The sequence below is a fragment of the Fulvimarina endophytica genome, assembly GCF_003403015.1.
GTDB lineage: Bacteria > Pseudomonadota > Alphaproteobacteria > Rhizobiales > Rhizobiaceae > Fulvimarina > Fulvimarina endophytica.
Genome location: NZ_QURL01000002.1, coordinates 571,515 through 595,209 on the forward strand (window position 1 = coordinate 571,515; position 23,695 = coordinate 595,209).

12 protein-coding genes are annotated in these 23,695 nt (G+C 66.2%); 5 read left to right on the forward strand and 7 right to left on the reverse strand.

Going from position 1 to position 23,695, the window contains the following annotated elements:
- Positions 1-12 precede the first annotated feature (12 nt).
- From glgC to DYI37_RS06150, 6 genes are all read right to left on the reverse strand, one after another.
- Entirely contained in the window at positions 13-1,287 is a 1,275-nt protein-coding gene (gene glgC, locus DYI37_RS06125) for a glucose-1-phosphate adenylyltransferase (RefSeq protein ID WP_116682292.1), read from the reverse strand.
- 369 nt (positions 1,288-1,656) lie between these two features.
- Entirely contained in the window at positions 1,657-4,131 is a 2,475-nt protein-coding gene (locus DYI37_RS06130) for a glycogen/starch/alpha-glucan phosphorylase (RefSeq protein ID WP_116682293.1), read from the reverse strand.
- 6 nt (positions 4,132-4,137) lie between these two features.
- On the reverse strand, positions 4,138-5,805 hold the full coding sequence (gene pgi / locus DYI37_RS06135; protein ID WP_116682294.1) for a glucose-6-phosphate isomerase: 1,668 nt from the start codon (positions 5,803-5,805) through the stop codon (positions 4,138-4,140).
- Positions 5,806-6,121: 316 nt separating this feature from the next.
- Positions 6,122-6,334 carry a hypothetical protein gene (locus DYI37_RS06140; protein ID WP_116682295.1) on the reverse strand — a complete coding sequence of 71 codons (213 nt, stop codon included), beginning with the start codon at positions 6,332-6,334 and terminating at the stop codon, positions 6,122-6,124.
- A 174-nt stretch (positions 6,335-6,508) separates the two neighbouring features.
- Positions 6,509-13,069, reverse strand: coding sequence for a translocation/assembly module TamB domain-containing protein (locus DYI37_RS06145; RefSeq protein ID WP_116682296.1), 6,561 nt, complete (start codon positions 13,067-13,069; stop codon positions 6,509-6,511).
- Between the two features lie 3 nt (positions 13,070-13,072).
- Positions 13,073-14,986, reverse strand: coding sequence for an autotransporter assembly complex protein TamA (locus DYI37_RS06150; protein ID WP_116682436.1), 1,914 nt, complete (start codon positions 14,984-14,986; stop codon positions 13,073-13,075).
- A 567-nt stretch (positions 14,987-15,553) separates the two neighbouring features.
- On the opposite strand from DYI37_RS06150, the gene DYI37_RS06155 reads away from it, so the two are divergent.
- The 5 genes from DYI37_RS06155 to DYI37_RS06175 all read left to right on the forward strand — a co-directional run bounded on the left by DYI37_RS06155 (position 15,554) and on the right by DYI37_RS06175 (position 22,573).
- Positions 15,554-16,048, forward strand: coding sequence for a (2Fe-2S)-binding protein (locus tag DYI37_RS06155; protein WP_116682297.1), 495 nt, complete (start codon positions 15,554-15,556; stop codon positions 16,046-16,048).
- 107 nt (positions 16,049-16,155) lie between these two features.
- Complete coding sequence (locus DYI37_RS06160) at positions 16,156-18,501, forward strand: xanthine dehydrogenase family protein molybdopterin-binding subunit (protein WP_116682298.1); 2,346 nt, start codon at positions 16,156-16,158, stop codon at positions 18,499-18,501.
- 128 nt (positions 18,502-18,629) lie between these two features.
- Positions 18,630-19,436, forward strand: coding sequence for an FAD binding domain-containing protein (locus tag DYI37_RS06165; protein WP_116682299.1), 807 nt, complete (start codon positions 18,630-18,632; stop codon positions 19,434-19,436).
- Positions 19,437-19,562: 126 nt separating this feature from the next.
- Positions 19,563-20,654, forward strand: a complete 1,092-nt coding sequence (locus DYI37_RS06170) for a histone deacetylase family protein (protein WP_245413793.1) — start codon at positions 19,563-19,565, stop codon at positions 20,652-20,654.
- A 143-nt stretch (positions 20,655-20,797) separates the two neighbouring features.
- Positions 20,798-22,573, forward strand: coding sequence for a DEAD/DEAH box helicase (locus tag DYI37_RS06175; RefSeq protein WP_116682438.1), 1,776 nt, complete (start codon positions 20,798-20,800; stop codon positions 22,571-22,573).
- Between the two features lie 60 nt (positions 22,574-22,633).
- Here the strand turns inward: DYI37_RS06175 and DYI37_RS20260 are convergent, their stop codons facing one another.
- Positions 22,634-23,572 (reverse strand): SHOCT domain-containing protein, encoded by a 939-nt coding sequence (locus tag DYI37_RS20260; protein ID WP_245413794.1) that lies wholly within the window; start codon positions 23,570-23,572, stop codon positions 22,634-22,636.
- Positions 23,573-23,695 lie beyond the last annotated feature (123 nt).

Here is a 23,695-nt window from a genome sequence, read left to right on the forward strand (position 1 = left end):
GGATCGGCCTCGTCAGCTATGGCCGATCCGGTCGATCATGGGCTGGGTGACGAGGCAGATGCCGTTTTCAGACCGGCGGAAGCGCGAGGCGTCGAGGTCCGGATCCTCGCCGATGACGAGCCCGTCCGGGATGACGACCCCGCGATCGAGGATCGCGTTGCGAACGCGGGCATGGCGCCCGATGCGGCATCCCGGCAATACGACGGCATGGTCGAGATGGGAATAGGAGCGCTGGCGCACACCGGTGAAGAGGAGGGAGCGGTTGAGCTGCCCTCCCGAGATAATGCAGTCGCCCGAGACCAGCGACGAGGTGGCCGAGCCGCGTCGGCCGTCCACATCGTGGACGAACTTGGCCGGCGGCACGATCTCCGCATAGGTCCAGATCGGCCAGTCCCGGTCATAGATGTCGAGGGGCGGCACCACGTCGGTGAGGTCGATATTGGCCTGCCAATAGGCGTCGATCGTTCCGACGTCGCGCCAATAGGCCTCGTCGGTCGGCTCGTTGTCGGAGCGGACAACCGAGCGGTTGAAGCGATGGGCGAAGGCGCCGCCGCGCGCCACGATCTTCGGCACGATGTCCTTGCCGAAATCGCGCGAGGAGGTCTTGTCCTCGGCATCCTCGCGCAGGGCGTTCATCAGGAACTTCGTCTCGAAGACGTAGATGCCCATGGAGGCGAGGGCGAAGTCGGGCCGGTTCGGCATGCCGGGGGGATCGCTGGGCTTCTCGATGAAGTCGGTGATCTTGAAGTTCTCGTCGACATGCATGACGCCGAAGCCGGTCGCTTCCATGCGCGGCACTTCCAGGCAGCCGACCGTGACGTCCGCTCCGGAATCCGCATGGCTCTGGAGCATCACCTCGTAGTCCATCTTGTAGATGTGGTCGCCCGCGAGGATGATCATGTATTTCGGCGCGTGGGCCTCGATGATCTCGATGTTCTGGTAGACCGCATCCGCCGTGCCCGCATACCACTGGTCTTCCGACACGCGCTGGGAGGCCGGCAGGATGTCGAAGCTCTCATTGCGTCCCGGACGCAGGAAGTTCCAGCCCATCTGCAGATGGCGGATGAGGCTGTGGGCCTTGTACTGGGTCGCGACGCCGATGCGCCGGATACCGGAATTGATGGCATTCGAAAGAGCGAAATCGATGATTCGCGTCTTGCCGCCGAAATAGACCGCGGGCTTGGCGCGTCCGTCGGTCAACTCCTTCAGTCGCGAGCCGCGTCCTCCGGCCAGAACATAGGCCATCGTGTCACGCGAAAGCGGCCCCTGGCGCCCCTGATCCGTCATTCAGTCTCCTCCCCGATGCGCGCGGACCGCGAGCCGAGACAGATCGGCCCGACTCGACCAGCCGATCGCATCCCTCATTGCGTCCGCTTCATTGAAAGGAAAGGTAGCGCAATTTTCAGCCCGAGCGATAGGAGATCGCGCGCAGGATGTGGACAGAATGAAAAAGAGAATTTCGATCGACCGGACCGACCGAAGCCGCACCACGGCCGGCCTGTTCTTCGAGGTCGTCACGGCCCGGTCGCAGGTCCGAACGCGATGGTTCCGTCGATGAACCGGGACGGCATGGGCCGTCGCTCCTTCCCGCTTACATCGGGGCTGGCATGTCCGGGCCGAAGCCCGAACATGACACTGTGATCGATCCGGCCTCGTTCAGGCCGCGCCGGGTCCGGCCTGCCAGATATCCTTTGCATATTCGCGGATCGAGCGATCGGAGGAGAACCAGCTCATGCGCGCCGTGTTGTGCACGGCCTTCTTCTGCCATTGCTTGGGCTTGCGGTAGAGCTCGTCCAGTTTGCGCTGGGTTTCCCAGTAGGCCTGGAAATCGGCGCAGATCATCCACCAGTCGTTGTTGTAGAGATTGGAGATGAGGCCGTGATAGCGGGCCGGCTCTTCCGGCGAGAACAAGCCGGACGAGATGGCGTGCAGCGCCTCGCGCAGGATCGGCGTCTCCTCGATGATCGAACGGCCCGAATGGGCCTGCGCCCGGCGCGCGGCTACCTGCGGCGCGGTCAGTCCGAAGATGAAGATGTTGTCGTCGCCGATGTGGTCCTTCATCTCGACATTCGCGCCGTCGAGCGTTCCGATCGTCAGGGCACCGTTCAGGGCGAACTTCATGTTGCCCGTGCCCGACGCCTCGAGGCCTGCCGTCGAGATCTGTTCCGAAAGGTCCGCAGCCGGCATGATGATCTCGGCGAGGGACACGTTGTAGTTCGGAATGAACACGACCTTGAGGAGGTCGCGCACCACGGGATCGGAATTGATGAGACGCGCCACGTCGTTAGCGAGGCGGATGATCTCCTTGGCCTGGGCATAGCTCGGGGCCGCCTTGCCGGCGAAGATCTTCACGCGCGGCGTCCAGTTCAGCTCCGGATGGGAGCGGATCTGATCGTAGAGCGCGACGGCTTCGATGATGTTCAGGAGCTGGCGCTTGTATTCGTGGATGCGCTTGACCTGAATGTCGAAGATCGCATCCGGATCGACCTGAAGCGCCATGCGCTCGGAGATCAGATGGGCGAGCTGGGCCTTCTTGCGGCGCTTCACCGCCCCGAACTTTTCGACGAAACCCGCATCCTCGGCGAGCGTGTCGATTTCCTTGATGCGTTCGATATCGTCGAGGAATTCAGGCCCGATCGCCTCGCGAACGAGATTCGTCAGCTCGGGATTGCACTCCATCAGCCAGCGGCGCGGCGTCACGCCGTTGGTCTTGTTCTGGATGCGGTCCGGATAGAGCTTGTGAAGGCTCTGGAACACCGTCTCCTTCATGAGATCGGAATGGAGAGCCGAAACGCCGTTCACGGCATGGGCGCCGACGAAAGCGAGCTGGCCCATGCGAACGCGCCGACCATTGCCCTCGTCGATGAGCGAGATCGCCGAGATCTCGCTTCCCTCGAAACCCTTTTCCTGCGCGGCGTAGCGGATGATCTCCGCATTGATCGTGTAGATGATCTGCATCTGCCGGGGCAAGAGCCGCTCGAAGAGGTGGATCGGCCAGTGCTCCAGCGCTTCCGGCAGAAGCGTGTGATTGGTGTAGCCGCAGGTCGCGCGGGTGATCTCCCAGGCCTTGGCCCAGGGAACCCCGTGAATGTCGACGAGAAGGCGCATCAGCTCGGCGATGGACACCGCCGGATGGGTATCGTTGAGCTGCACCGCCACCTTGTCGGCAAGGGTCTCGATGGTGCCGTGGCGCTTCAGATGGCGCTTGATCACGTCCTGAAGCGAGGCGGACGAGAAGAAATACTCCTGGCGCAGCCGCAATTCCTGCCCGGCTTGATGGGAGTCGGCCGGATAGAGGACGCGGGTGATCGCTTCCGCCTTGTTGGATTCGACGAGCGCGCCGATATGGTCGCCCTGGTTGAAGGCATCGAGCAGGATCGGATCGACGGCCTGCGCGCTCCACAGGCGCAGCGTGTTGATCTGCTTGCCGCGCCAGCCGACCATCGGCGTGTCGAAGGCGACGGCGAGCACGCGCTCGGCCGGGCGCCAGACCTGGCGCGGCGGCTTGCCGGTCTCGTGGATCGTGTTGACGGTGCCGCCGAAGCCGATCTCGAAGGCGGCGTCGCGCCGCTCGAACTCCCACGGATTGCCGTGGACGAGCCAGGTTTCGGGCAGTTCCACCTGTTCGCCATCGGAGACTTCCTGCCGGAAGAAGCCGTGGACGTAACGGATGCCGTAGCCATAGCCGGGAACGCCGGTCGAGGCCATGGACTCCATGAAACAGGCGGCGAGGCGTCCGAGCCCGCCGTTTCCGAGGGCGGCGTCGGGTTCCAGAAGCTCCACCATGTCGAGCTGGACGCCGTAGCGCGCGAGCGCCTCGGTGATCGGCTGGGTCAGCTGCAGGTTGTTGATCGAATCGCGCAGGAGCCGGCCGATCAGGAACTCCATCGAAAGATAGCAGACTTCCTTGTCGCCGCTCTGCTCGATCCGCTTGCCCGATTCGAACCAGCGATCCATGATCCGGTCGCGCACGACCAGCGTCGTCGCGCGCAGCCAGTCGTATTTGCGCGCTTCGTCGGGATGCTTCCCGATCGAATAGGTCATCTTCTCGAGGATCTGTTTCGCGAGCGCGTCGATGTCGTTGGAGCGCGGCTCGGGAACCGGGGCTTCCATTTCAGTCGTGGCTGACATCTGGTTCTACGTCCTTCTCATGGTCTGAATGGCCGCGACGAGACCGCGCGTCGAGCCGTCGCGGCTGCCGGCATCCTCCTTGCCCGTGACGACCGGAACGAGGTTCTTGGCGAGCTCCTTGCCGAGCTCGACGCCCCACTGGTCGAAGGCATTGATGCCGAAGAGTTGCGCCTCGACGAACACCCGGTGCTCGTAGAGTGCGATCAGGCGGCCGAGCGTGTTCGGATCGAGGATCGAATAGAGGATCGTGATCGATGGCCGGTTACCCGGAAAGACCCGGTGCGGCGCGATGCGCTCGGCTTCGTCGGCGCTCATGCCGGCATCGGTGAGCTGGCGGCGGGCCTCTTCGAGGGTGCGGCCGGTCATCAGCGCTTCGGACTGGGCGAGGCAGTTGGCGAGGAGGAGATCTTGGTGCACAGCCATCTCGTCCCCATCGTGCGCGTTCGCGCCGACGAGGAATTCGACGGGAATCACGTCGGTTCCCTGGTGGATGAGCTGGAAGAAGGCGTGCTGGCCGTTGGTGCCGGGCTCGCCCCAGGCGACGGGTCCGGAAATCGCCACCGGCTCGCCGTCGAGCCCGACGCGCTTGCCGTTCGATTCCATGTCGAGCTGCTGAAGATAGGCGGGAAAGCGCGACAAGCGCTGGTCGTAGGGTATGATCGCACGGGTCGGGCAGTCCATCGCGACGCGGTGCCACCATCCGGCGAGACCGAGCAGGACCGGCAGGTTCTCGCGGAGCGGCGCGGCGCGGAAATGACGATCCATCTGGCGGGCGCCGGCGAGGAATTCGCGGAACCCCTCCGGGCCGATGGCGATCATCAGCGGAAGCCCGATCGCTGACCAGATCGAATAGCGCCCGCCGACCCAGTCCCAGAAGCCGAAGATGCGTTCCTCGCGGATGCCGAAGGCGCCGACCTTGTCGAGCGCGGTGGAGACGGCGGCGAAGTGATCCTTGACCGCGTCCTCGCCCAGGTGAGCCGCGATCCAGCGGCGCGCGGTCGCCGCATTGGTCATGGTCTCGATGGTGGTGAAGGTCTTGGAGGCGACGATTACCAGCGTCGACTTGGCGTCGAGCTTCTCCAGCGTATCGGCGAGATGGGCGCCGTCCACATTGGAGACGTAATGGAGGGTCGGACCGTCGTGATAGGGGGCGAGGGCGAGCGTCGCCATCGCGGGCCCGAGATCGGAGCCGCCGATGCCGATATTGACCACATCGGTGAAGGCATGGCCCTTCGCGCCCTTCGCCTCCCCGTCGCGCACGGCATTCGCAAAGCCGCTCATCGCCGACAGGACCCGTTCCACGTCCTCGCCCACCGCTTCGCCGTCAGCCGCGAACCCGTCTTCAGGCTCGGCGCGCAGGGCGACATGGAGGACGCTGCGGTTCTCGGTCGCGTTGATCCGAGCGCCGGCAAACATCGCGTCGCGCTTTTCCTCAACCTGCCGTTCCCTGGCGAGGTCGAGAAGGGAGCCGAGGGCGTCCGCATCGATCGCGGTCTTGGAGAGGTCCAGAAGAAGATCGTCCAGCGAGAAGGAGAAGGTGTCGAACCGGGTCTCGTCGGCCTCGAACAGCGGTTTGATGCCGGTCTTCTCGGCACGTGCCGCAGCCTGCGCGATCGCTTCGGGATACAAAGAGCTTCTCCTGTTCTGCCATGCCGGGCGGCATGGGCGGACCATACGCCGTTCCGTTCACACTCATCGCCCGTTCGCGCCCCTGTCGAGGGCACCGAAGGTGCAATGCAATAAACGATATGTCGCCGGGGAAGGGAATAGGGCGCAGACAGCTTGATGCCAGCATGGCGCCTCATCGGCTGCCCGTCTTTACTGACGGCATGGCACGGAACTCCGTGCGCTCCGTGCCCGGCATCGTCAGCTGCCCGTCACGGATTCGATGGCATCGGAACCTGGATGGTCCTCGAAGAGAGGCCATCGAGGGAAGGGGGCGGCGGCGCAGGCACCGCCGCCCGGTCGTCCGACGTTTCGCGCGTTCAGATCAAAGGGTCATTTCGGCGCGATCGATCTCGTCGCGCGTCGTCTTCGCATCGCTGGCATGGGGGTCGTTGACGAGGACATGCTCGAGCGACTGCTTCCATTCCTGAAGCAGCGTCTTCTTGTCTTCAGTGGACAGCTTCTCGTCCGCCGCGACGGCTGCGGGGCTGTCATAGGACCCATGTTCGGGGTGATCGAAGCGCGTCGTCTGGCTCATGGAGGGCCTCTTTTCGGTGATGCGTTGGTCGTTCGGCGCTCCGTTCGAAAACGCCGTATCGGTTGGCCAACGCATCGAGGCCTGAAAGGGTCCACGGGGCGGGCTGCAATCGGGGCCGCCGGCTCACGCTTTCGATGCTGGAGGGCGGCGCCGTCGCGCCACGCCGCCCTTCGCTCAGAACTCGCCTTCGTAGAAAACGCCGACCTCGCCGCTGCCCTCGGCGTTCACCGAGCCGCGCGCCTTGAGGCCCGCGCCCAGATTGAGATCGACCGAGACCCGACCGGTGGAATCGACGCCGAGATAGATGTTGTCGTTGATATATTTGCCGACGCCGACCGCCGTCTCGCCGTCTGCCGTCGTGGAGATATCGAGATCGTCGACGCCGAGCTGCGAGCGCAGGTTCTCCAGAAGACCCGTCGATCCGCCGATACCGGCGAGCGAGGCCGCCGCCTCGGCCAGCTGCGCGATCTGCAGGGGCGAGAGCTCGCTCGTTCCCTGGTTGAAGATCAGGCGGGCGAGAACCTCGTCCTGGGGGAGGGACGGGTTGGAGGAGAAGGTGAAGCTCGGATCGTCCGCAGGACCCGTCACGGCGATGAAGACCGTGACGTCGCCGCTCGTGGAGCGGGCGAGGAGGTCGAGGGTCGGCACCAGATTGCCGGTGAAGGTCAGACGCCCTTCCGTGAAATCGAGGCGCTTGCCGAGGATGCCGAAGCGGCCACGGATCAGCTCGAACGCGCCGGTGATCTCGGGGCTCGCCGAATTGCCGACGATCTGGATCGTTCCGCCGAGTTCCAGATCGAGCCCGCGCCCGCGCACGAAGACTTCCTGCGGAGCCCGGAAGGTGAGGTCGAGATTGACGCCGCCCTGCGCGGAGGTGCCGGCGGCGGCCTCCGGGAAGATCTCGCGCTGCTGTTCGTAGACAGCCGGGTTCGCGTTGACATGGGTGACGTCGATGCGCGCGAGCGAGCTCGGAAGGTTTTCCGGGACGAGCACATTGATCTCGTCGGCGGTGATCGTGCCGCCGATCGTCGGTCCTGCGGTGAGCGGACCGGTGACGGTGATGTCGGCCGACAGGGTCGCCGTCACGATCTCGCCGTCCGTGTAGCGGCCCTGGTTCAGATCGACCGCAAGATCGGCCTCGAAGGGCGGAGCGAGGCCGATCGTGCCGCTCACGTCGAGCGTGCCGCCCTGGCCGAGATTGGCCGAGAACTGGCTGATGGTGGCGGTCTGGCCGTTGAGGGCGAGGCTCGCATTGATGGTGTTGACCACCAGATTGGCCGTCGCATCGACGAAGCGCCCATTGCTGACGGTGACCGACCCGTTCGCGTTCGGCTGGCTGACGGGGCCGGTGACGGTCGCATCGACGCCGAGCGTGCCACTGATGGAGCGGCCGCCCTCGGCCAGAATGCGATTGGCGAGCTCCAGCGGCGCGTTTCCGTTGATCGAGAGATTGAGCGACGGCGTTCCGCCCGACAGATCGACCGCGCCGTTCGCCGCAAGGTCGATGCCGGAGCCGGACAGGCTGGTATCCGTCGTCACCCGGTTGCCGGCATAGGTGCCGTTCGTGGTGATCGCGATCGCCCCGATGCCGGCATCGCGCGTCTGGGAGACCGAGACACCGGAGGCTGCGAGATCGTACTGGACATTGGGGTTCGAGGGCGATCCGGTCGCGGCGACCGTGCCGTTCAGCGTGCCCTGGGGGTCGACGCCCGCCGCCGCCGCGCTCGCGATCGAAAGCGGTAGATCGGCGATCCGGGCCTGAAGGGTCAGAGCGTTGGCGCTCGCCGAGCCGGTCACGGTGATCCGGCCGGAGCCGACATCGAACACCGCTTGGCTGAGGTCGACGGTCTGGTTGGCGTAGCTGCCGGCGACCTCGGCATCGATCGCCGGAGCACCTGCCGACCGGCTCTGGGCGACCGAGACATTGCTTGCGGAGATGTCGAAACTCGCGCGCGGATTCGAAAGCGAGCCCGCCGCCTCGGCCGAACCGGACAAGGTGCCTTGGGCCCCGAGATCCTCGACGAAGCCGTTGGCGAGGGCGACCGGGAGCTGGTCGAGGGTCACCGACAGGTCGAGAGACTGGCCGACGGTGCCCGAAGCGCTCGCCGAACCGGTGCCTGCGTCGACGTCGAAGCGGCCGATGGTCAGCGTCTCGTTCGCATAGGTTCCGGAGGCATCGAAGGCCACCGGGCCGACGCCCGAACGGGCGATCTGCGAGGTCGTGATGCCGGAACCCGTAAGGTCGAAGCGGGCATTGGGGGCGGACAGCGACCCCGTCGCCTCCGCGGTGCCGTTGATGGTGCCGCTCGCGCCAAGGCCCTCGACGAAGCCGTTGGCGAGCGCCACGGGCAGCTGGTTGATCTGCGCCTGGATATTCAGCTGATCGCCCACCGTGCCGGACGCGGTGACGGAGCCGGAGCCGACATCGAGGCGGGCATTCTGGAGATCCAGCGTTCCGCCCGCATAGGCGCCCGCTGCCTGGAGGCTGAGAGGCGCGACCGAGCCGTCGCGAAGCTGACGGGTCGAGAGCCCGGTGCCGGAGAGCTCGAACCGGGCTTGCGGATCGGCGAGCGAACCGGTCGCCTCAGCAGTGCCCGAAATCGTGCCTTCCGCGCCGAGCCCGTCCACGAAGCCGTTGGCAAGGCCCGCCGGAAGGCGGGTGATGTCGACATCGACGTCGAGATTGTCGCCGATCGTGCCGGACGCCGTCAGCGATCCGTCGCCCACATTGATCTCGGCCGTCCTCAGATCGAGCGTTCCATCGGCGAACGAGCCTTCGGCGTCGAGCGTCAGCGGCGCGGTGCCGGACTGGGCGATCTGGCGCGTGGTGATGCCCCGGCCGGCGAGCTGGAACTCGGCGTTCGGGCTCGAAAGCGAGCCGGTTGCCTGCGCGCTGCCGGAGATCGTGCCCTCGGCGTCGAGGTTCTGAACGAACGCGTTGGCGAGGCCGACCGGAAGCGCGTCGATGACGACATCGAGATCGAGATTGTCGCCGACCGTGCCGGAGGCCGTCAGCGAGCCGTCGCCCACGTCGAGTTCGGCCTCGGTGAGCGTCAGGATCGCATTGGCATAGGAGCCGGCGACATCGAGCGTCAGCGGATCGATGCCGGTGCTACGCAGTTCCTCGGTCGTGATCTGCCGGCCGGTCAGGGAGAACTGTGCCGCCGGATCGGAAATCGAGCCGGATGCGGTGGCCGTGCCGGAAACCGTACCCGAGGCATCGAGGTTGTCGACGAAGCCGTTGGCGAGGCCCACGGGGAGTTGGTTGACGGTCAGATCGACGTCGAGATTGCGGCCGACCGTGCCGGCGAGATTCAGGGAGCCATCGCCCACATTGACGATGCCGGTCTCGATGTCGGCCGTGCCCTCGGCGAAGGAGCCGGCGAGGCGCAGGCTGAGCGGCTGGACACCGGACTGGGCGATCTGCCGGGTGGTGATCGCCGAGCCGGTGATGTCGAAGACCGCGTTCGGGTCGCCGACCGGACCGGTCGCGCTGGCGGTTCCCGACAGCGTCCCGACCGCGTTGAGGTCGGGGACGAACGCGTTGGCGATACCGACCGGGAAGTCGCGCAGCTGCGCCTCGACATCGAGGCTTTCGCCGATCGTGCCCGAGGCGGTGAGGGAGGCGCTGCCCGCCCGCACGGCGGCCTCTTCGATGGTCGCGGTCCCGCCCGCATAGCTGCCCGCGACGTCGAGGGTTAGCGGCTCGATATCGGCGCGCGCGATTTCAGGCGTGCTGATGCCGGTGCCCGTCAGGTCGAAGACCGCGTTCGGGTCGTCGCGCGGGCCCGTGACCCGTGCACTGCCGGAGATGTCGCCGGTCGCGTTGAGACCGGTAACGAAGCCGTTCGCAAGGCCGACCGGCAGGTCGGTGAGATCGACCGTGAGATCGTAGGCTTCACCGACCGATCCGGTGGCCGTCAGCGAGCCTTCGCCGAAGGTCGCACGTGCGTCACGCAGGGTCAGCGTCTGGTTCTCGTAGGTGCCTGCCGCGTCGAGATCGACCGGTGGCACATTCGTCTGGGCGATCTGATCGGTCGTCAGGTCGCGGCCCCGGATATCGAAGGTCGCCGACGGATTGTCGGACGCTCCGCCGACGCTCGCGGTGCCGGTCAGGGTTCCTCGCGGGTCGATACCCTCGATGAAGGGCGCGGCGACGGCGAGGGGGACAGCATCGAGGGACGCGTCGAGATCATAGGTCTGGCCGAGAGAGCCGCCGACCGTCAGGGATCCATCGCCGACCGCGAGCGTGAAGCCGTCGATCGTCGTGACCCCGTCGGCGATCCGGACGCGCGCTTCGTTCTCGAGACGGACGGGCGCCTCTGGCACGTCTGCGAGGAGGCGGGTGAGTGCGAGCAGCGTCTCGTTCGGGGCGAAGCTTGCCCGCGCACCGAGTTCGATCGGCACGCCGTTGGCGGAAGCCTCGGCCGAAAGCGCGTTGAAGTCTCCCTCGCGGCTGAGCTGCACCTGAAGATTGGAGACGCTCACCGCGCCGGTATCGATGGCGGCCGCCTCGACCATACCCGTGACGAAGGGGGTGCCGAGATAATCGGCGATAACGACGTCGATCGTCGCACGGTTGAGCACAGTGCCTGCGACGGAAAGCGAATTGGCGGTGATGTCGGGACGGGCGACGGGCGTCGCATCGCCGTCGACGTCGAGACCGATCGTGCCGTTGATGTCGCCCGAGGCCTGAAGGCCGCCGAGGGCCGCGAGCGGACCGATATCCTGGATCGCGACATCGAGGGTTCCGACCGGCGCGCCGGCTTCGGTGAGGCGGAGGTCGCCGCTCACCCGGTTCTCGCCCTGGCGGATCAGGAGATTGGAGATCTCGCGCTCGTTGGTGGGAAGGGTTCTCAGATCGGCGCGGCCTTCCAGCGGAGCGCCGTCGAGGGTTCCGGTGATCGACAGCGTGCCCGTGGGCGCGCCGGAAGCGAAGGTGCCGCGCGCCTCCACCTTCAGATCGGCGAGCGTCTGTCCGTTGATCGAGAGCTGGTTGCCGTCCACCGTCAGGTCGACATCGGGCGCATCGAGCGGGCCGTTCGCCGTGAGTGCGAACTCGGCGGTTCCGCCGAGAGAGGCGTTGACGTTCGAGGCCTCGCTGAGGCGGCCGTTGAGATCGGCGCTGATCTGGTCGCCCGTCAGCGCCGCATTGCCGGTCACGGAAAGCCCGGTGGAATCAAGCGCGAGGTTGGAAACGCGGAAGCCCTCGGCGGTGCGCGTCACATTGCCCGCAAGGCCGAGCGTCTCGCCGGCGATCGGCACGAGAGCGCTGGAGATGGCCGAGGTCTGGAAGGAGGAATCGACCGAGAGATCGAAGGTCGAGAAGGTGAGGGCGGCCGAGCCCGAAACCGTGAGGTCGGCGGTGTCGGTCGTCGCGGTGGACGGGTTGAAGGTGAGCCCGTTTTCCGTGAGCGCGCCGTCGACCGCGATGCGGATCGGCGCGGTCAGTACGCGCTGCTGAAGGCCGTCGGGCGCCGAGAAACCGGGCGCGGTCGCGACCGCCTGGAAGGGGCCCCTGAGACCGGTGATGTCGAAGCCGGAGCTCTGGGCGGTTAAATCGACGTTCTCAGCCTGATAGTCGCCATAACCGCCCGCCGGCAGCGTGGCGGAGATGTCGAGGCGCGCATTGTTGAGAGCGCCCTCGATGGCGGCGTTGAGGCTGGCGATCGTGACGTTGACGCTGCCGAAGGACAGGTCGAGCGCACCGCCCCCGGCCGAGGAGAGGGCGATGTCGAGATCGTTGCCGGCGCCGCTCGGATCGACGGTGCCGCTCGCATTGAGTTCGACGACGTTCGAGGCGATCTGCGCCTCTTCGATGCGATAGGTGCCGTCGTCGTTGAGGACGACCTGCGCATCGATATTGGCGCCGCCTTCGCCATAGCGCGCATAGGCTTCGGGGAGGAAGCGCTGGGCCGCGAGCGAAAGGGAGAGGCTGACGCGGCGTCCGGCGTCGATCGCGTTGACGCGTGCGGTCAGCGTCGCGGCCTGTTCGCCGCCGACCGTCAGCGAGCCGTTGGCCATGAAGTCCGACAAGGGACCCGAACCGTTGACCGAGAGGTCGATCGCCGGCCGGTCCGGGATGTCGAGAAGGTTCGCGACGAGGCCGCCCTGCGGCTCGCTGGCCTGGATGTCCACGGTCAGCTGGTTGGCGGCCGGGGCGAAGGCTAGATCGATCGCGATCTGGCCCGGCTGGTCGAGGCGCTGGATGTTCGCCTTCACCGCCAGATTGGTCGGATCGTCCGAGAGAGCCAGCGAGGCGTTGAGGGAAAGCCGCGCCCGCGTTCCGGCGATCGCCTCTCCGATGACGAACTCCTCGACGGCGAGATTGTTAATGTTCGCGGTGATGGAGGGGAGGGAGAAACCGCCTTCGGAGGTGTCTTCCTCTGCCGCCGGCTGGCCGACGGGCAGGCGTTCGAGAACGATCTGGCCGGCCGTCAGGTTCTCGATATTGACGTTCGAGCGCACCAGCGAGAGCGGCGACCAGTCCATTGCGAGATCGCTCGCCGTCAGGAACACGCCCTGCGGGTCGGAGACCGTCACGCTCTCGATGCGGATATCGCCGGTGAACGCGCCTGAAAGCCCTTGGATATCGACGGTCATCGTATCCGAGTTGATCAGGTTCTCGATCTGGTCGGCGACGAATTCCTGCGCTTCGGCCGTGCGCGGTGCGGACAGCGAGGCGGAGATCAGGACGACTGCGAACAGAGCGAGGAAACGGGCGAATAGGGTCATGTCTTAGAACGCCTGTCCGATGCCGGCATAGAACTGGAAGCTCGAATCGCGCGGGCCCGGATCGAGCGGCACGGCCACGTCGAGCCGGATCGGCCCGAAGCTCGTCAGATATCGCGCGCCGATGCCTGTGCCGAGCTTGATGTCGGCGAACTCCGGCAGCCGATCCGAGGAGGCGACGCCGAAATCGAGGAGGGGCACGATCTGGATGTTCTCGGTGACCCCGACGCGCGCCTCGACGGCGCCGTCGAAGAGCGAGAGGCCGCCTTGCGGCGTGTCCTCGAAGATCGAGTTCTGGCCGGGGCCTGCCTGCGAGGGATAATAGGGACTGATCGACTGGAACTCGTAACCGCGCACCGAGCCGCCGCCGCCCGCGTAGAAGCGACGATAATTGGGAACGTCCTGCAGTGTCGCGCCGAAGATCGTGCCGTAGCCGAGACGTCCGGCGAGAATCAGCCGGTCGCTTTCGAGCGGCGAATAATAGGTGCTGCCGCCGACGCGCGAATTCAGGAAGAAGGCCTGCGTGTTGATGCCGTAGGAGGGTTCGAGATTGGCCTCGAAGAGGAAGCCCTCGGTGGGATTGAGTTCGCTGTCGCGGTTGTCGAACGTGTATTTGATCGGGACCGAGCCGATGAAATATTGCTGCGTTCCGAGGAAGTCCGTCACGTCGGAATAGTCCGCGGCGACCGACACCGACCATGTCTGGTTGTCGTCGACCTCGTATTCGACGCCGCTGCTCGCGGTCACGAATTCGCGCTCATAGGCAAGCGGCTGGACGCGCCCGGCTGCGAGCGAGCCGATATAGGTGGAATCGGGGCCGAGAACCCCGGGCTTCTCGAAGACCAGCGAACTGGAATAGTCGATGCCGTCGAGATCGCGCGCGGTTCCCGAAATCGCCGTCGCGCCGATCCGGGAGACGGAGAGGTCGAGGCGGATATTCTCCGCCCGCCCGAAGAGGTTGCGATAGCCCACATAGCCGGAGGCGCCTGCGCCCTCGGTGTTGGAATAGGTCGCACCGACGCCGTAGAAGCCGAAATTCTGGCGTTCGGCGACCGTCACCTGGACCGGCAGGCGGCCATCCGGTCCCTGCGCCTTGGCCTCCTTGACGACGACCGAGGAGAACACGCCGAGATCGACGAGGCGCTGCCTCGCCTTTTCGAGGTCCTCCGGCGAGAAGACCTCGTCGGCATAGATGCCGCTCATATAGGCGACGAAGCCGGGGTCGACCTCCTCGGCACCCGCGACCCAGGTCTCGCCGAAGGGAACCGGATTGCCCGGCGAGATCTCGGTGAGATAGTCGAGCCGGTCGGTCGCCGCATCGGCGAGGATGTCGCGCTGGGTGACGGCGACGAAGGGGCGCCCGTCCTCGCGCAGGTCCCGGTAGATCTTGTTCTCGGCCGCCAGCACGTCGACCGAAGAGGCCGATCCGCCGGTCTGAAGCCCGAATTCGCTCGGATCGAGGGGAACGCCGTTCGTATCGACCACCACGCGGCCGAGTTCGTATTTCGGCCCCGGCAGCACCTGGATCACGACGGGAACGGGGCGGGAGCCGTCGAACTTGGTATCGGGGAGGATGTCCGAGACGTTCTTGCCGTCGATGAAGATATAGACGAGGCCGTCGTAGCGCGCGGCCTCGTAGAGGGCGGCCACGAGGCGCTTGCGGTCCTGCTTGGCCTTGGCGATCAGGCCGAGCGAGCCGGCCACGGGTTCCGCCTCGTCGGCGAGGAGGACCGAGGAGTCCTCGAGCGTCGAGGACAGATCCCCGTCGTCGTCCGCAGCCGGGGCCACCTCCATGCGGACGGTGTAGTTCAGCGGATTGATGACGTCGAACTCGGTATCGTCCTCGCTTTCGAAGAACTTGAAACCGAACAGTTCGAAGGCCGATGCGGAGCCCGGCGCGACCGCGCCGGCAACCGACATCGCGACCACGACCTTCACGACCTGACGAGGCCAATTGCGCAAAACCGAACTTCCCCCTCGCCGAGCCGGTGTCGCAGGTCCCTGCGGCATCGACCGTCTCAATCGGCGACCGCTGCCGCCTTCCATGTGACCGCATCACGAAAGCGGCCGCCCCGTTGGACCTTGAGTATCGGCCGACAACAAGAACGATTCCGTTAAAGATAACAACCGGTCTCCAGGCCGATGCGCGGCGAAATGACCTGCCGGGGCGGACTTCACCCGGAGCTTGTGCCGAACCTGTCACACGAGGTCCGCGCCAGCGCCGCGGCGCCTCTTGCCGGAATGCTGGAACCATTCCACACTGCACCAAGGTCCAATATCCAAAAGCCCGGTGGACACGCAGGATATCCTGCGAAATCGGGCTCTGGTCGAGCCGCCGGCAGTCTCCGGCGCCGGCTCCGCGCACCCGGCGAAAGGGTGCGGGGGAGCGGGTGCCGGGCGTGCGCTTCAGGACGCGTCGCGTCGGCGTTCGAAGGGGCTTTCGGCGGCGGTGGAGCGGCCGTTCGATCGGATCACGGGAGGTATCATATGAGCACAGTTTCGATGACGGTGAATGGCCGGAAGGTGTCCGGCGAGTGCGAGGACCGGACGCTCCTCGTGCATTTCCTGCGCGACAACCTGCACCTGACGGGCACGCATGTCGGCTGCGACACCTCCCAGTGCGGGGCCTGCGTCGTTCATCTCGACGGCAAGTCGGTGAAATCCTGCACCATGCTGGCCGTCCAGGCCTCGGGGTCGGAGGTCACGACCATCGAGGGCATTGCCAAGGGGCAGGATCTCCACGCGGTCCAGACCGCGTTCAAGGAGCATCACGGCCTCCAGTGCGGCTACTGCACGCCGGGCATGATCATGACGATCACGGACATGATCAACCGGCACGGATCCGATCTCGACGAGGAGACGGTCCGCGAGGAACTCGACGGCAATATCTGCCGGTGCACGGGCTACCACAACATCGTCAAGGCGGCGCTCGATGCGGCCTCCAAGATGGGTGCGGGCCAGCAGCAGGTCGCGGCCGAATGAGGCATTGCCGCCCGAGCGGCGGCGCCATCGCAGATTTTCGATCGGACGCCGCGCGGCGAGGATGCGCAGCGGCGGTTCTCCGCAACGACTGACAGGGAGGTTCACCCATGGGTGTCGAAGGTATTGGCGCAAAGGTTCTGCGCAAGGAAGACCGCCGGTTCATCACCGGCATGGGCCGCTACACGGACGACATGTCCGTACCGGGAATGAAATATGCCGCCTTCGTGCGCTCGCCCCACGCCCATGCGAAGATCACCTCGATCGACGCCTCGGCAGCGCGGGACATGCCGGGCGTCATCGACTTTCTCGATGGCCAGCAGCTGAAGGCCGACGGGATCGGCAACATCATCTGCGGCTGGCAGGTGAACTCCAAGGACGGCTCGCCCATGAAGATGGGCGCATATCCGGCGCTCGCCGACGGCGTGGTGCGCTATGTCGGACAGCCGATCGGCATCGTCGTCGCCGATACCCGCAACCAGGCCCGCGATGCGGCCGATGCGGTCATGATCGAATATGAAGAACTGCCGGTTGTGGTGAAGGGGCCCGACGCGCTGAAGGACGGCGCGCCGCAGCTCCACCCGGAAGCGGAGAACAATCTCTGCTTCGACTGGGAGATCGGCGACGAGGGGGCGACGGCAAAGGCCTTCGAGAACCCGGCCAAGGTCATCCGTCTCGACATCCTCAACAACCGGCTCTCGCCCAATCCGATCGAGCCGCGCGCAGCCCTCGGCCACTACAATCCGGCCGAGGACCACTATACCTGCTACACCACGTCCCAGAACCCGCATGTGGCGCGTCTCGTCATGAGCGCGTTCTACAATGTCGCGCCCGAGCACAAGCTGCGCGTGATCGCGCCCGACGTGGGCGGCGGCTTCGGCGCCAAGATCTACATCTATCCGGAAGAGATCGTCTGCCTCTGGGCCTCCAGGCGAACCCTCGTTCCGGTGAAGTGGACGAGCGATCGCACCGAGGCCTTCCTCACCGACGCCCACGGCCGCGACCATGTCTCGAAGGTCGAGATGGCGCTCGACGAGAACCACAGGATCACCGGTCTGCGCGTCGAGACGATCGCCAATCTCGGCGCCTATATGTCGCTGTTCTCCTCGGCGACGCCCACCTATCTCTACGCGACGCTCCTGTCGGGCCAGTATAATATCCCCGCGATCTACGCGAACGTGAAGGCGGTCTATACCAACACCGCGCCGGTCGACGCCTATCGCGGGGCAGGACGCCCCGAGGCGACCTATCTCATCGAGCGGACCATGGAGACGGCGGCCCGCGAGCTCGGCATCTCGCCGGCCGAGTTCCGGCGGATCAACTTCATCCGCTCCTTCCCGCACCAGACGCCGGTCATCATGAATTACGACACCGGCGATTTCGAAGCCTGCATGGAGGCCGGCATGCGCATGGCCGACGTCGCCGGCTTCGAGGAGCGGCGGACGGAAGCCAAGTCCCGCGGCAAGCTGCGCGGGCTCGGCATGAGCTGCTATATCGAGGCCTGCGGCATCGCGCCGTCGAAGGCGGTCGGCTCGCTCGGCGCGGGCGTCGGCCTCTGGGAATCGGCCGAGATCCGCGTCAATCCGGTCGGCACGATCGAGGTTCTGACCGGCTCCCACAGCCACGGCCAGGGCCACGAGACAACCTTCGCCCAGGTCGTCTCCCAGCGCTTCGGCGTTCCCGTCGAGAACGTCCAGATCGTCCATGGCGATACGGACAAGGTGCAGTTCGGCATGGGCACCTACGGTTCGCGCTCCGGCGCGGTCGGCTGCTCGGCCATCGTCAAGGCGCTCGACAAGGTTGAGGCCAAGGCCAAGAAGATCGGTGCCCATCTCCTCGAGGCCGACGAGGGCGACATCGTCATCGAGAACGGCGAGGTGAAGGTCGCGGGCACGGACAAGAAGCTCGCCTGGCACGAGGTCTGCCTCGGCGCCTATACCGGCCACAACCTGCCCGACGGCATGGAGCCGGGCCTCAAGGAAGGCGCGTTCTACGATCCGCAGAACTTCACCTTCCCGGCCGGCTGCTACATCTGCGAGGTGGAGGTCGACCCGGACACCGGTGTCACCAAGATCGTCCAGTTCATCGCCGCCGACGACTTCGGCAACGTCATCAATCCGATGATCGTCGAAGGCCAGGTCCATGGCGGGCTCGCACAGGGCATCGGCCAGGCCCTTCTCGAAGGCGTCAACTACGACGAGAGCGGGCAGCTCGTGACGGCGTCCTACATGGACTACGCCATGCCGCGCGCCTGGGACCTTCCGATGTTCAAGGTCGAAACCCTGGTGACGCCCTGCACCACCAATCCTCTCGGCCTCAAGGGCTGCGGCGAGGCGGGTGCGATCGGTGCGCCGCCGGCGGTCATCAACGCCATCACCGACGCGATCGGCAACAACGACCTGACCATGCCGGCGACGCCGGAAAAGGTCTGGAACGCGATCAACGCGGTCGCCTGAGACGCGGTCTGGCGGGGCGCCTTCGCCAAGCGCGTCCCGCCGCGATGAGGGTTCTTGAAACGTCCCCGACCCTGCGCTCCGCGATCTTCGACGGACCGGACACGCAGGGAAGGAAAGGGAGGAAATCCATGTACGAAACGACCTATCGGCGCCCGACCAGCATCGACGAGGCGGTCAAGCTTCTTCGCGAGAGCGATGGCGAGGGCAAGCTCATGTCGGGCGGGATGACGCTGATCCCCACCATGAAGGCCCGGCTCGCGATGCCGTCGGCCCTCATTGATCTGCGCCATATCGAGGATCTGAAGGGAATCTCCTTCGAGAACGGCCGGCTGCGGATCGGCGGCGGGACGACCCATGCCGAAACCAAGGCGAGCGAGACGGTGCGCCAGAACGCGCCGACCTTCTCCTATCTCGCCGGCCTCATCGGCGATCCGGCCGTGCGCCATATGGGAACGGTCGGCGGTGCTGTCGCCAATCACGACCCGGCGGCCGATTATCCCGCCGCCCTTTTGGCCATGGGCGCGACGATCCACACCAATACGAGGGAGATCGCGGCCGACGACTTCTTCACCGGCATGTTCGAGACCGCGCTCGAGGAGAACGAGATCGTGACGGCGGTCTCCTTCGAGCCGCCGCAGGCGGCCGGGTGGGAGAAGTTCCGCAACCCGGCCTCCCGCTATGCCATGGCCGGCGTCTTCGTCGCCAAACGGGCCGATGGCACGGTGGGCGTCGGCGTCACCGGCGCCGGCAATAACGGCGTCTTCCGCTGGACCGCGGCCGAGGAGGCCCTGTCGTCCAGTTTCGACGCCTCGGCGCTCGACGGACTGTCGATCTCGCCGGACGACATGATGGGCGATATGCACGGCTCGGCCGGCTATCGCGCCAATCTCGTCAAGGTCGTCACCAAGCGCGCCGTGAATGCCGCGAAGGGCTGAGCCTTCGCCGACCTGAAATGCGATGACGGCCCGAAGCTCCCGGCGGACTTCGGGCCGTTCGCGTTTGCCATTTCGGGCATTCCCGTTCCAGATGGCCCTGCTATCGGCCGGACCTCGCGGCGGCGGATGGCGGAACGCGACGAGGAGGAAAGCTGCGTGAAGATCGTCTTTTCGAGGACCCAGCTGAGCCACGCGCCGCAGCAATACGGCGTCCACGGCCGGCTGACGAAGCCGCTCGAGAACCCCGACCGGGCACAGACGCTGCTCGAACGCCTGACGGAAGAGGGTCTCGTTCACCGCGAACCGGACGACGCGGGCCTTGCGGCAATCACCGCCGTCCATGCCGATCACTATGTCGAGTTTCTGCGCACGGCCTATGGCCGGTTCCAGACCCTGAAGAATGCCGGGCCCGAGGTCCTGCCGAACGTCCATCCCTACCATTCCGGTGCCCCGGTCCTCGGCATGCGGCCGAGACCGCGGACCACGGGCATCCTCGGACAGACCGGCTGGTATATCGGCGATCTCTCCTGCGCCCTCGGGGAGAACACGTTCGATGCCGTCTACGCCTCGGCGATGACGGCGGCGAGCGCGGCCGATCTCGTTCTTTCCGGCGAGCCCGCCGCCTATGCCCTTTGCCGCCCGCCGGGACATCATGCCTATGGCGACCGGGCGAGCGGCTTCTGTTTCTTCAACAACGCCGCCATCGCCGCAACGCGCCTTCGCCGCGTGTACGGCAAGGTGGCGATTCTCGATTTCGATACCCATCACGGCGACGGAACCCAGGCGATCTTCTACGATCGCGGCGACGTCTTCACCGGTTCGGCGCATACGGACCCGACCGAATATTATCCGCATTTCGCAGGCTATCCCGACGAAACGGGCCGGGACGAGGGGGAGGGCCTCAATCTGAACATCCCGCTCGCCTTCGGCTCCGACGATGCGGATCTTCTCAAGGGTGTCGATCGGTTGGCGGATGCGGCGACCCGGTTCGGAGCCGAGGCTCTCGTCGTCTGTGCCGGATGGGATGCCCATCGGGACGATCCGCTCTCGCGCCTGAACGTGACGAGCGACGCCTATGCGCGCATCGGACGGATGCTCGGCGCATTGAACCTGCCGACAGTGATCGTGCAGGAGGGCGGATATTCGCTCGCAGCGGTGTCCGAATGCGCTCCGCTCTTCGTCGATGGTTTCACATCGGCATCCGGGCGCGCCGGATAGGAAACGGCGCCGTTTACCGAAGGACCCGGGCCGGCGTTGAGACTTCGCACCGAATGTGCCATAGGGCAGGGCAGTTCAGCCTTGGGATGGCGCGCGTGGCGCGCATCGTGACACGAGGCGACCCCGCCTTCCAAGGACACATCATGACTTTACCATCCGTGAGCGAGCCGCTCGGCGTCGCACTTTCCGAACGTGGCTATAGCGACCTGACCGACGTTCAGAGTGCCGTCATCGCCGACGACGTCGCCGGCCGAGATCTGCTCGTTTCCGCCCAGACCGGCTCCGGCAAGACCGTCGCCTACGGCCTCGCGATGGCACCGACGCTGCTCGGCGAGGACGGGGCGTTCGGCGAGGCGGGCGAGCCCTCCGCGCTGATCGTCGCGCCGACACGCGAACTCGCGATGCAGGTCACCGACGAGCTGACCTGGCTCTATGCGAAGACCGGCGCCAAGCTCGCGACCCTCGTCGGCGGCATGGATCCGCGCGCCGAGCGTCGCCGTCTCGCCCAGGGCGTCCATATCGTCGTCGGCACGCCGGGCCGATTGCGCGATCACCTGACGCGCGGCGCCTTGCAGATCGGCTCGCTGAAGGCCCTCGTCCTCGACGAGGCGGACGAGATGCTCAATCTCGGCTTCCGCGAGGACCTGGAGTTCCTGCTGCAGGCAACGCCCGCCGAACGGCGCACGCTTCTCTTCTCGGCGACGCTGCCCAAGCCCATCATCCAGATGACCAAGCGCTACCAGCGCGATGCCCACCGCATCGAGATCGCCAAGGGTCAGGCAGGGCATGCCGATATCGAATACCGGGCGGTGCGGATCGCGCCGAACGAGGTCGAGCACGCCGTCACCAACATTCTGCGCCATGCCGAACAGCCGAGCGCGATCGTCTTCTGCAACACCCGCGAGACCGTGCGCCAGCTCTCCTCGGGCCTGGTCGAGCGCGGCTTTGCTGCCGTCACTCTGTCGGGCGAGCTCGGACAGTCCGAGCGCAATCATTCGATCCAGGCGCTTCGCGACGGGCGGGCGCGCGTTTGCGTTGCGACCGACGTCGCCGCGCGGGGCCTCGACCTTCCGAGCCTCGGCCTCGTCATCCATGCCGACCTGCCGAGCGATGCCGAAACGCTCCAGCACCGTTCCGGGCGGACGGGCCGGGCGGGACGCAAGGGCGTCTCGGTGCTGCTCGTTCCCATTTCACGCCGCCGCAAGGCCGAACGCCTTCTCGCCGAGGCGCGGATCAACGCGACCTGGGGCGCGGCCCCTTCGGCCGAGGATATCCGCTCGGCGGACGAAGCCCGTCTCCTTGCCGATCCGGTCTTCACCGAAGAGGCCAGCGAGGACGACGCGGCGATGGCCGCACGCCTTCTCGAGGCCCATTCGCCGGAGGTTCTCGCGGCCACCCTCGTGCGCCAGTGGCGCGCCCGCCTGCCTTCGCCCGAAGACGTTTTCGATCCGAATTTCGCGCGCGATACCAAGGCCGGACGGCCGGGAGAGCGCGAGGAGCGCGGGCCGAAGAAGCACGAACGCGGAGGCCCGAGCACGTGGTTCCGCATGGATGTCGGCCGAAAGAACAATGCCGATCCCAAATGGCTGCTGCCGCTCCTGTGCCGGCGCGGCAAGATCACGCGCCAGGAGATCGGCGCGATCAAGATCTTCGATCGCGAGACCAAGTTCGAGATCGCCGACAGCGTCGCCAAGCGGTTCGCCAAGGAAGCCGAGATCAGCGATGGCGACGACATCACGATCACCTACGCCGATGCCGCCCCCGGCCGCGAGCGCAAGGGCGGCCGCGACGGCGCACCGGGGGGCGACAAGCCGGGCTTCGGCGGTAAGCCGAAGTTCAAGAAGGACGGCCCCTCGGGTGGTCCCTCGCGGCACAAGCCGCGCCGCCCCAAGGCCAAGGGCGCGAACGCCAACAGCTGAGCCTTTAGTCAGGCGCCCCTCATGTGGGCGTCTGACCTATATTGGATCACTCCGCAGCACTCAGATGCGTGAAAGAAGCTCGGCCTTCTTCGCGGCGAATTCCTCTTCGGTGAGAATGCCGTCCGCCTTGAGGGCGGCAAGCTCCCGGATCATCCTGATCGGGTCCCCGTCCTGGCGCTCGGGTGACGGCCGGGCATCGCTCTCACTCTTCGAAGCCGAACTCTCGAGGCCTGCGGGCGACCGGGGGGCAGGAGCGGTCTCCGCCGGCTGCCTCGACTGGGCCGAGCGGAGGTCGTCGGCAGAGGCCTCGCGGTCCCGCTTATGGGCTTCGTTCCCTAACCGCTCATGCCCCGTCGATCGCTCGGCCCGGGACGCGATGGACGCGCGAGACGGTTCGGGGGCCTGCGCGGTCCGCTCGTTCTCGCGACCAACGGAAAACGGGTCCGTCTCCGGCTCGTCATTCCGGGACGGCCCGACGCGACGCAGGTCGTCCGCCTCGACGGTGCCGAGCTGGCTCGAAAAGCGCAGGCTGCTGGTCCCGCCCTGCTGCTGGGAGACGCCGCCGATCCGGTGCTCGCCGGTATCGTAGATGGTGGTCTCTCCCCCGCGCTCGATGGCGAGACGCGCCTTTTCGGGGAAGACGGCATAGCGGGTCTGGTTCTGGGCACCGCTCGAAGCCGGATGGCCGAGATCCTCCGGCCACCATTGAGCGGAACCGGAGGCGCCGGTCCTGGAGCGCATTGTGAGCCCGCCATAGGCCAGAGCGTTGGAGACCGCATCGGCGAGCGTTCCGACGCGCCCCTTCAGCTGATTGTTGAACATGTCGCCGATCATCAGCATCCCGCCCGCCGACCACTGGCCGAACCCGCCGAGCTCGGGATGGTTGAACTGCGCCATGCTGCCGCCGCCGCTGCGCATCGCGTCGGCCATCGCCTCGACCGCATCCTTCGAGAAACCGGTGGAGGAGGCGATCCGGGAAATTTCGCTGTCGTCGTTCAAGAGTGATCATCCTATCGGAGGAACCGCCGTCGCGGGTGCTGGACCATGCGTGGACGTCACGTCCGGTCTCGGCAGTTAGATAGGATGGAGGGATGGCTTCAGCGAGCCTTCCCGCGTCTCGCG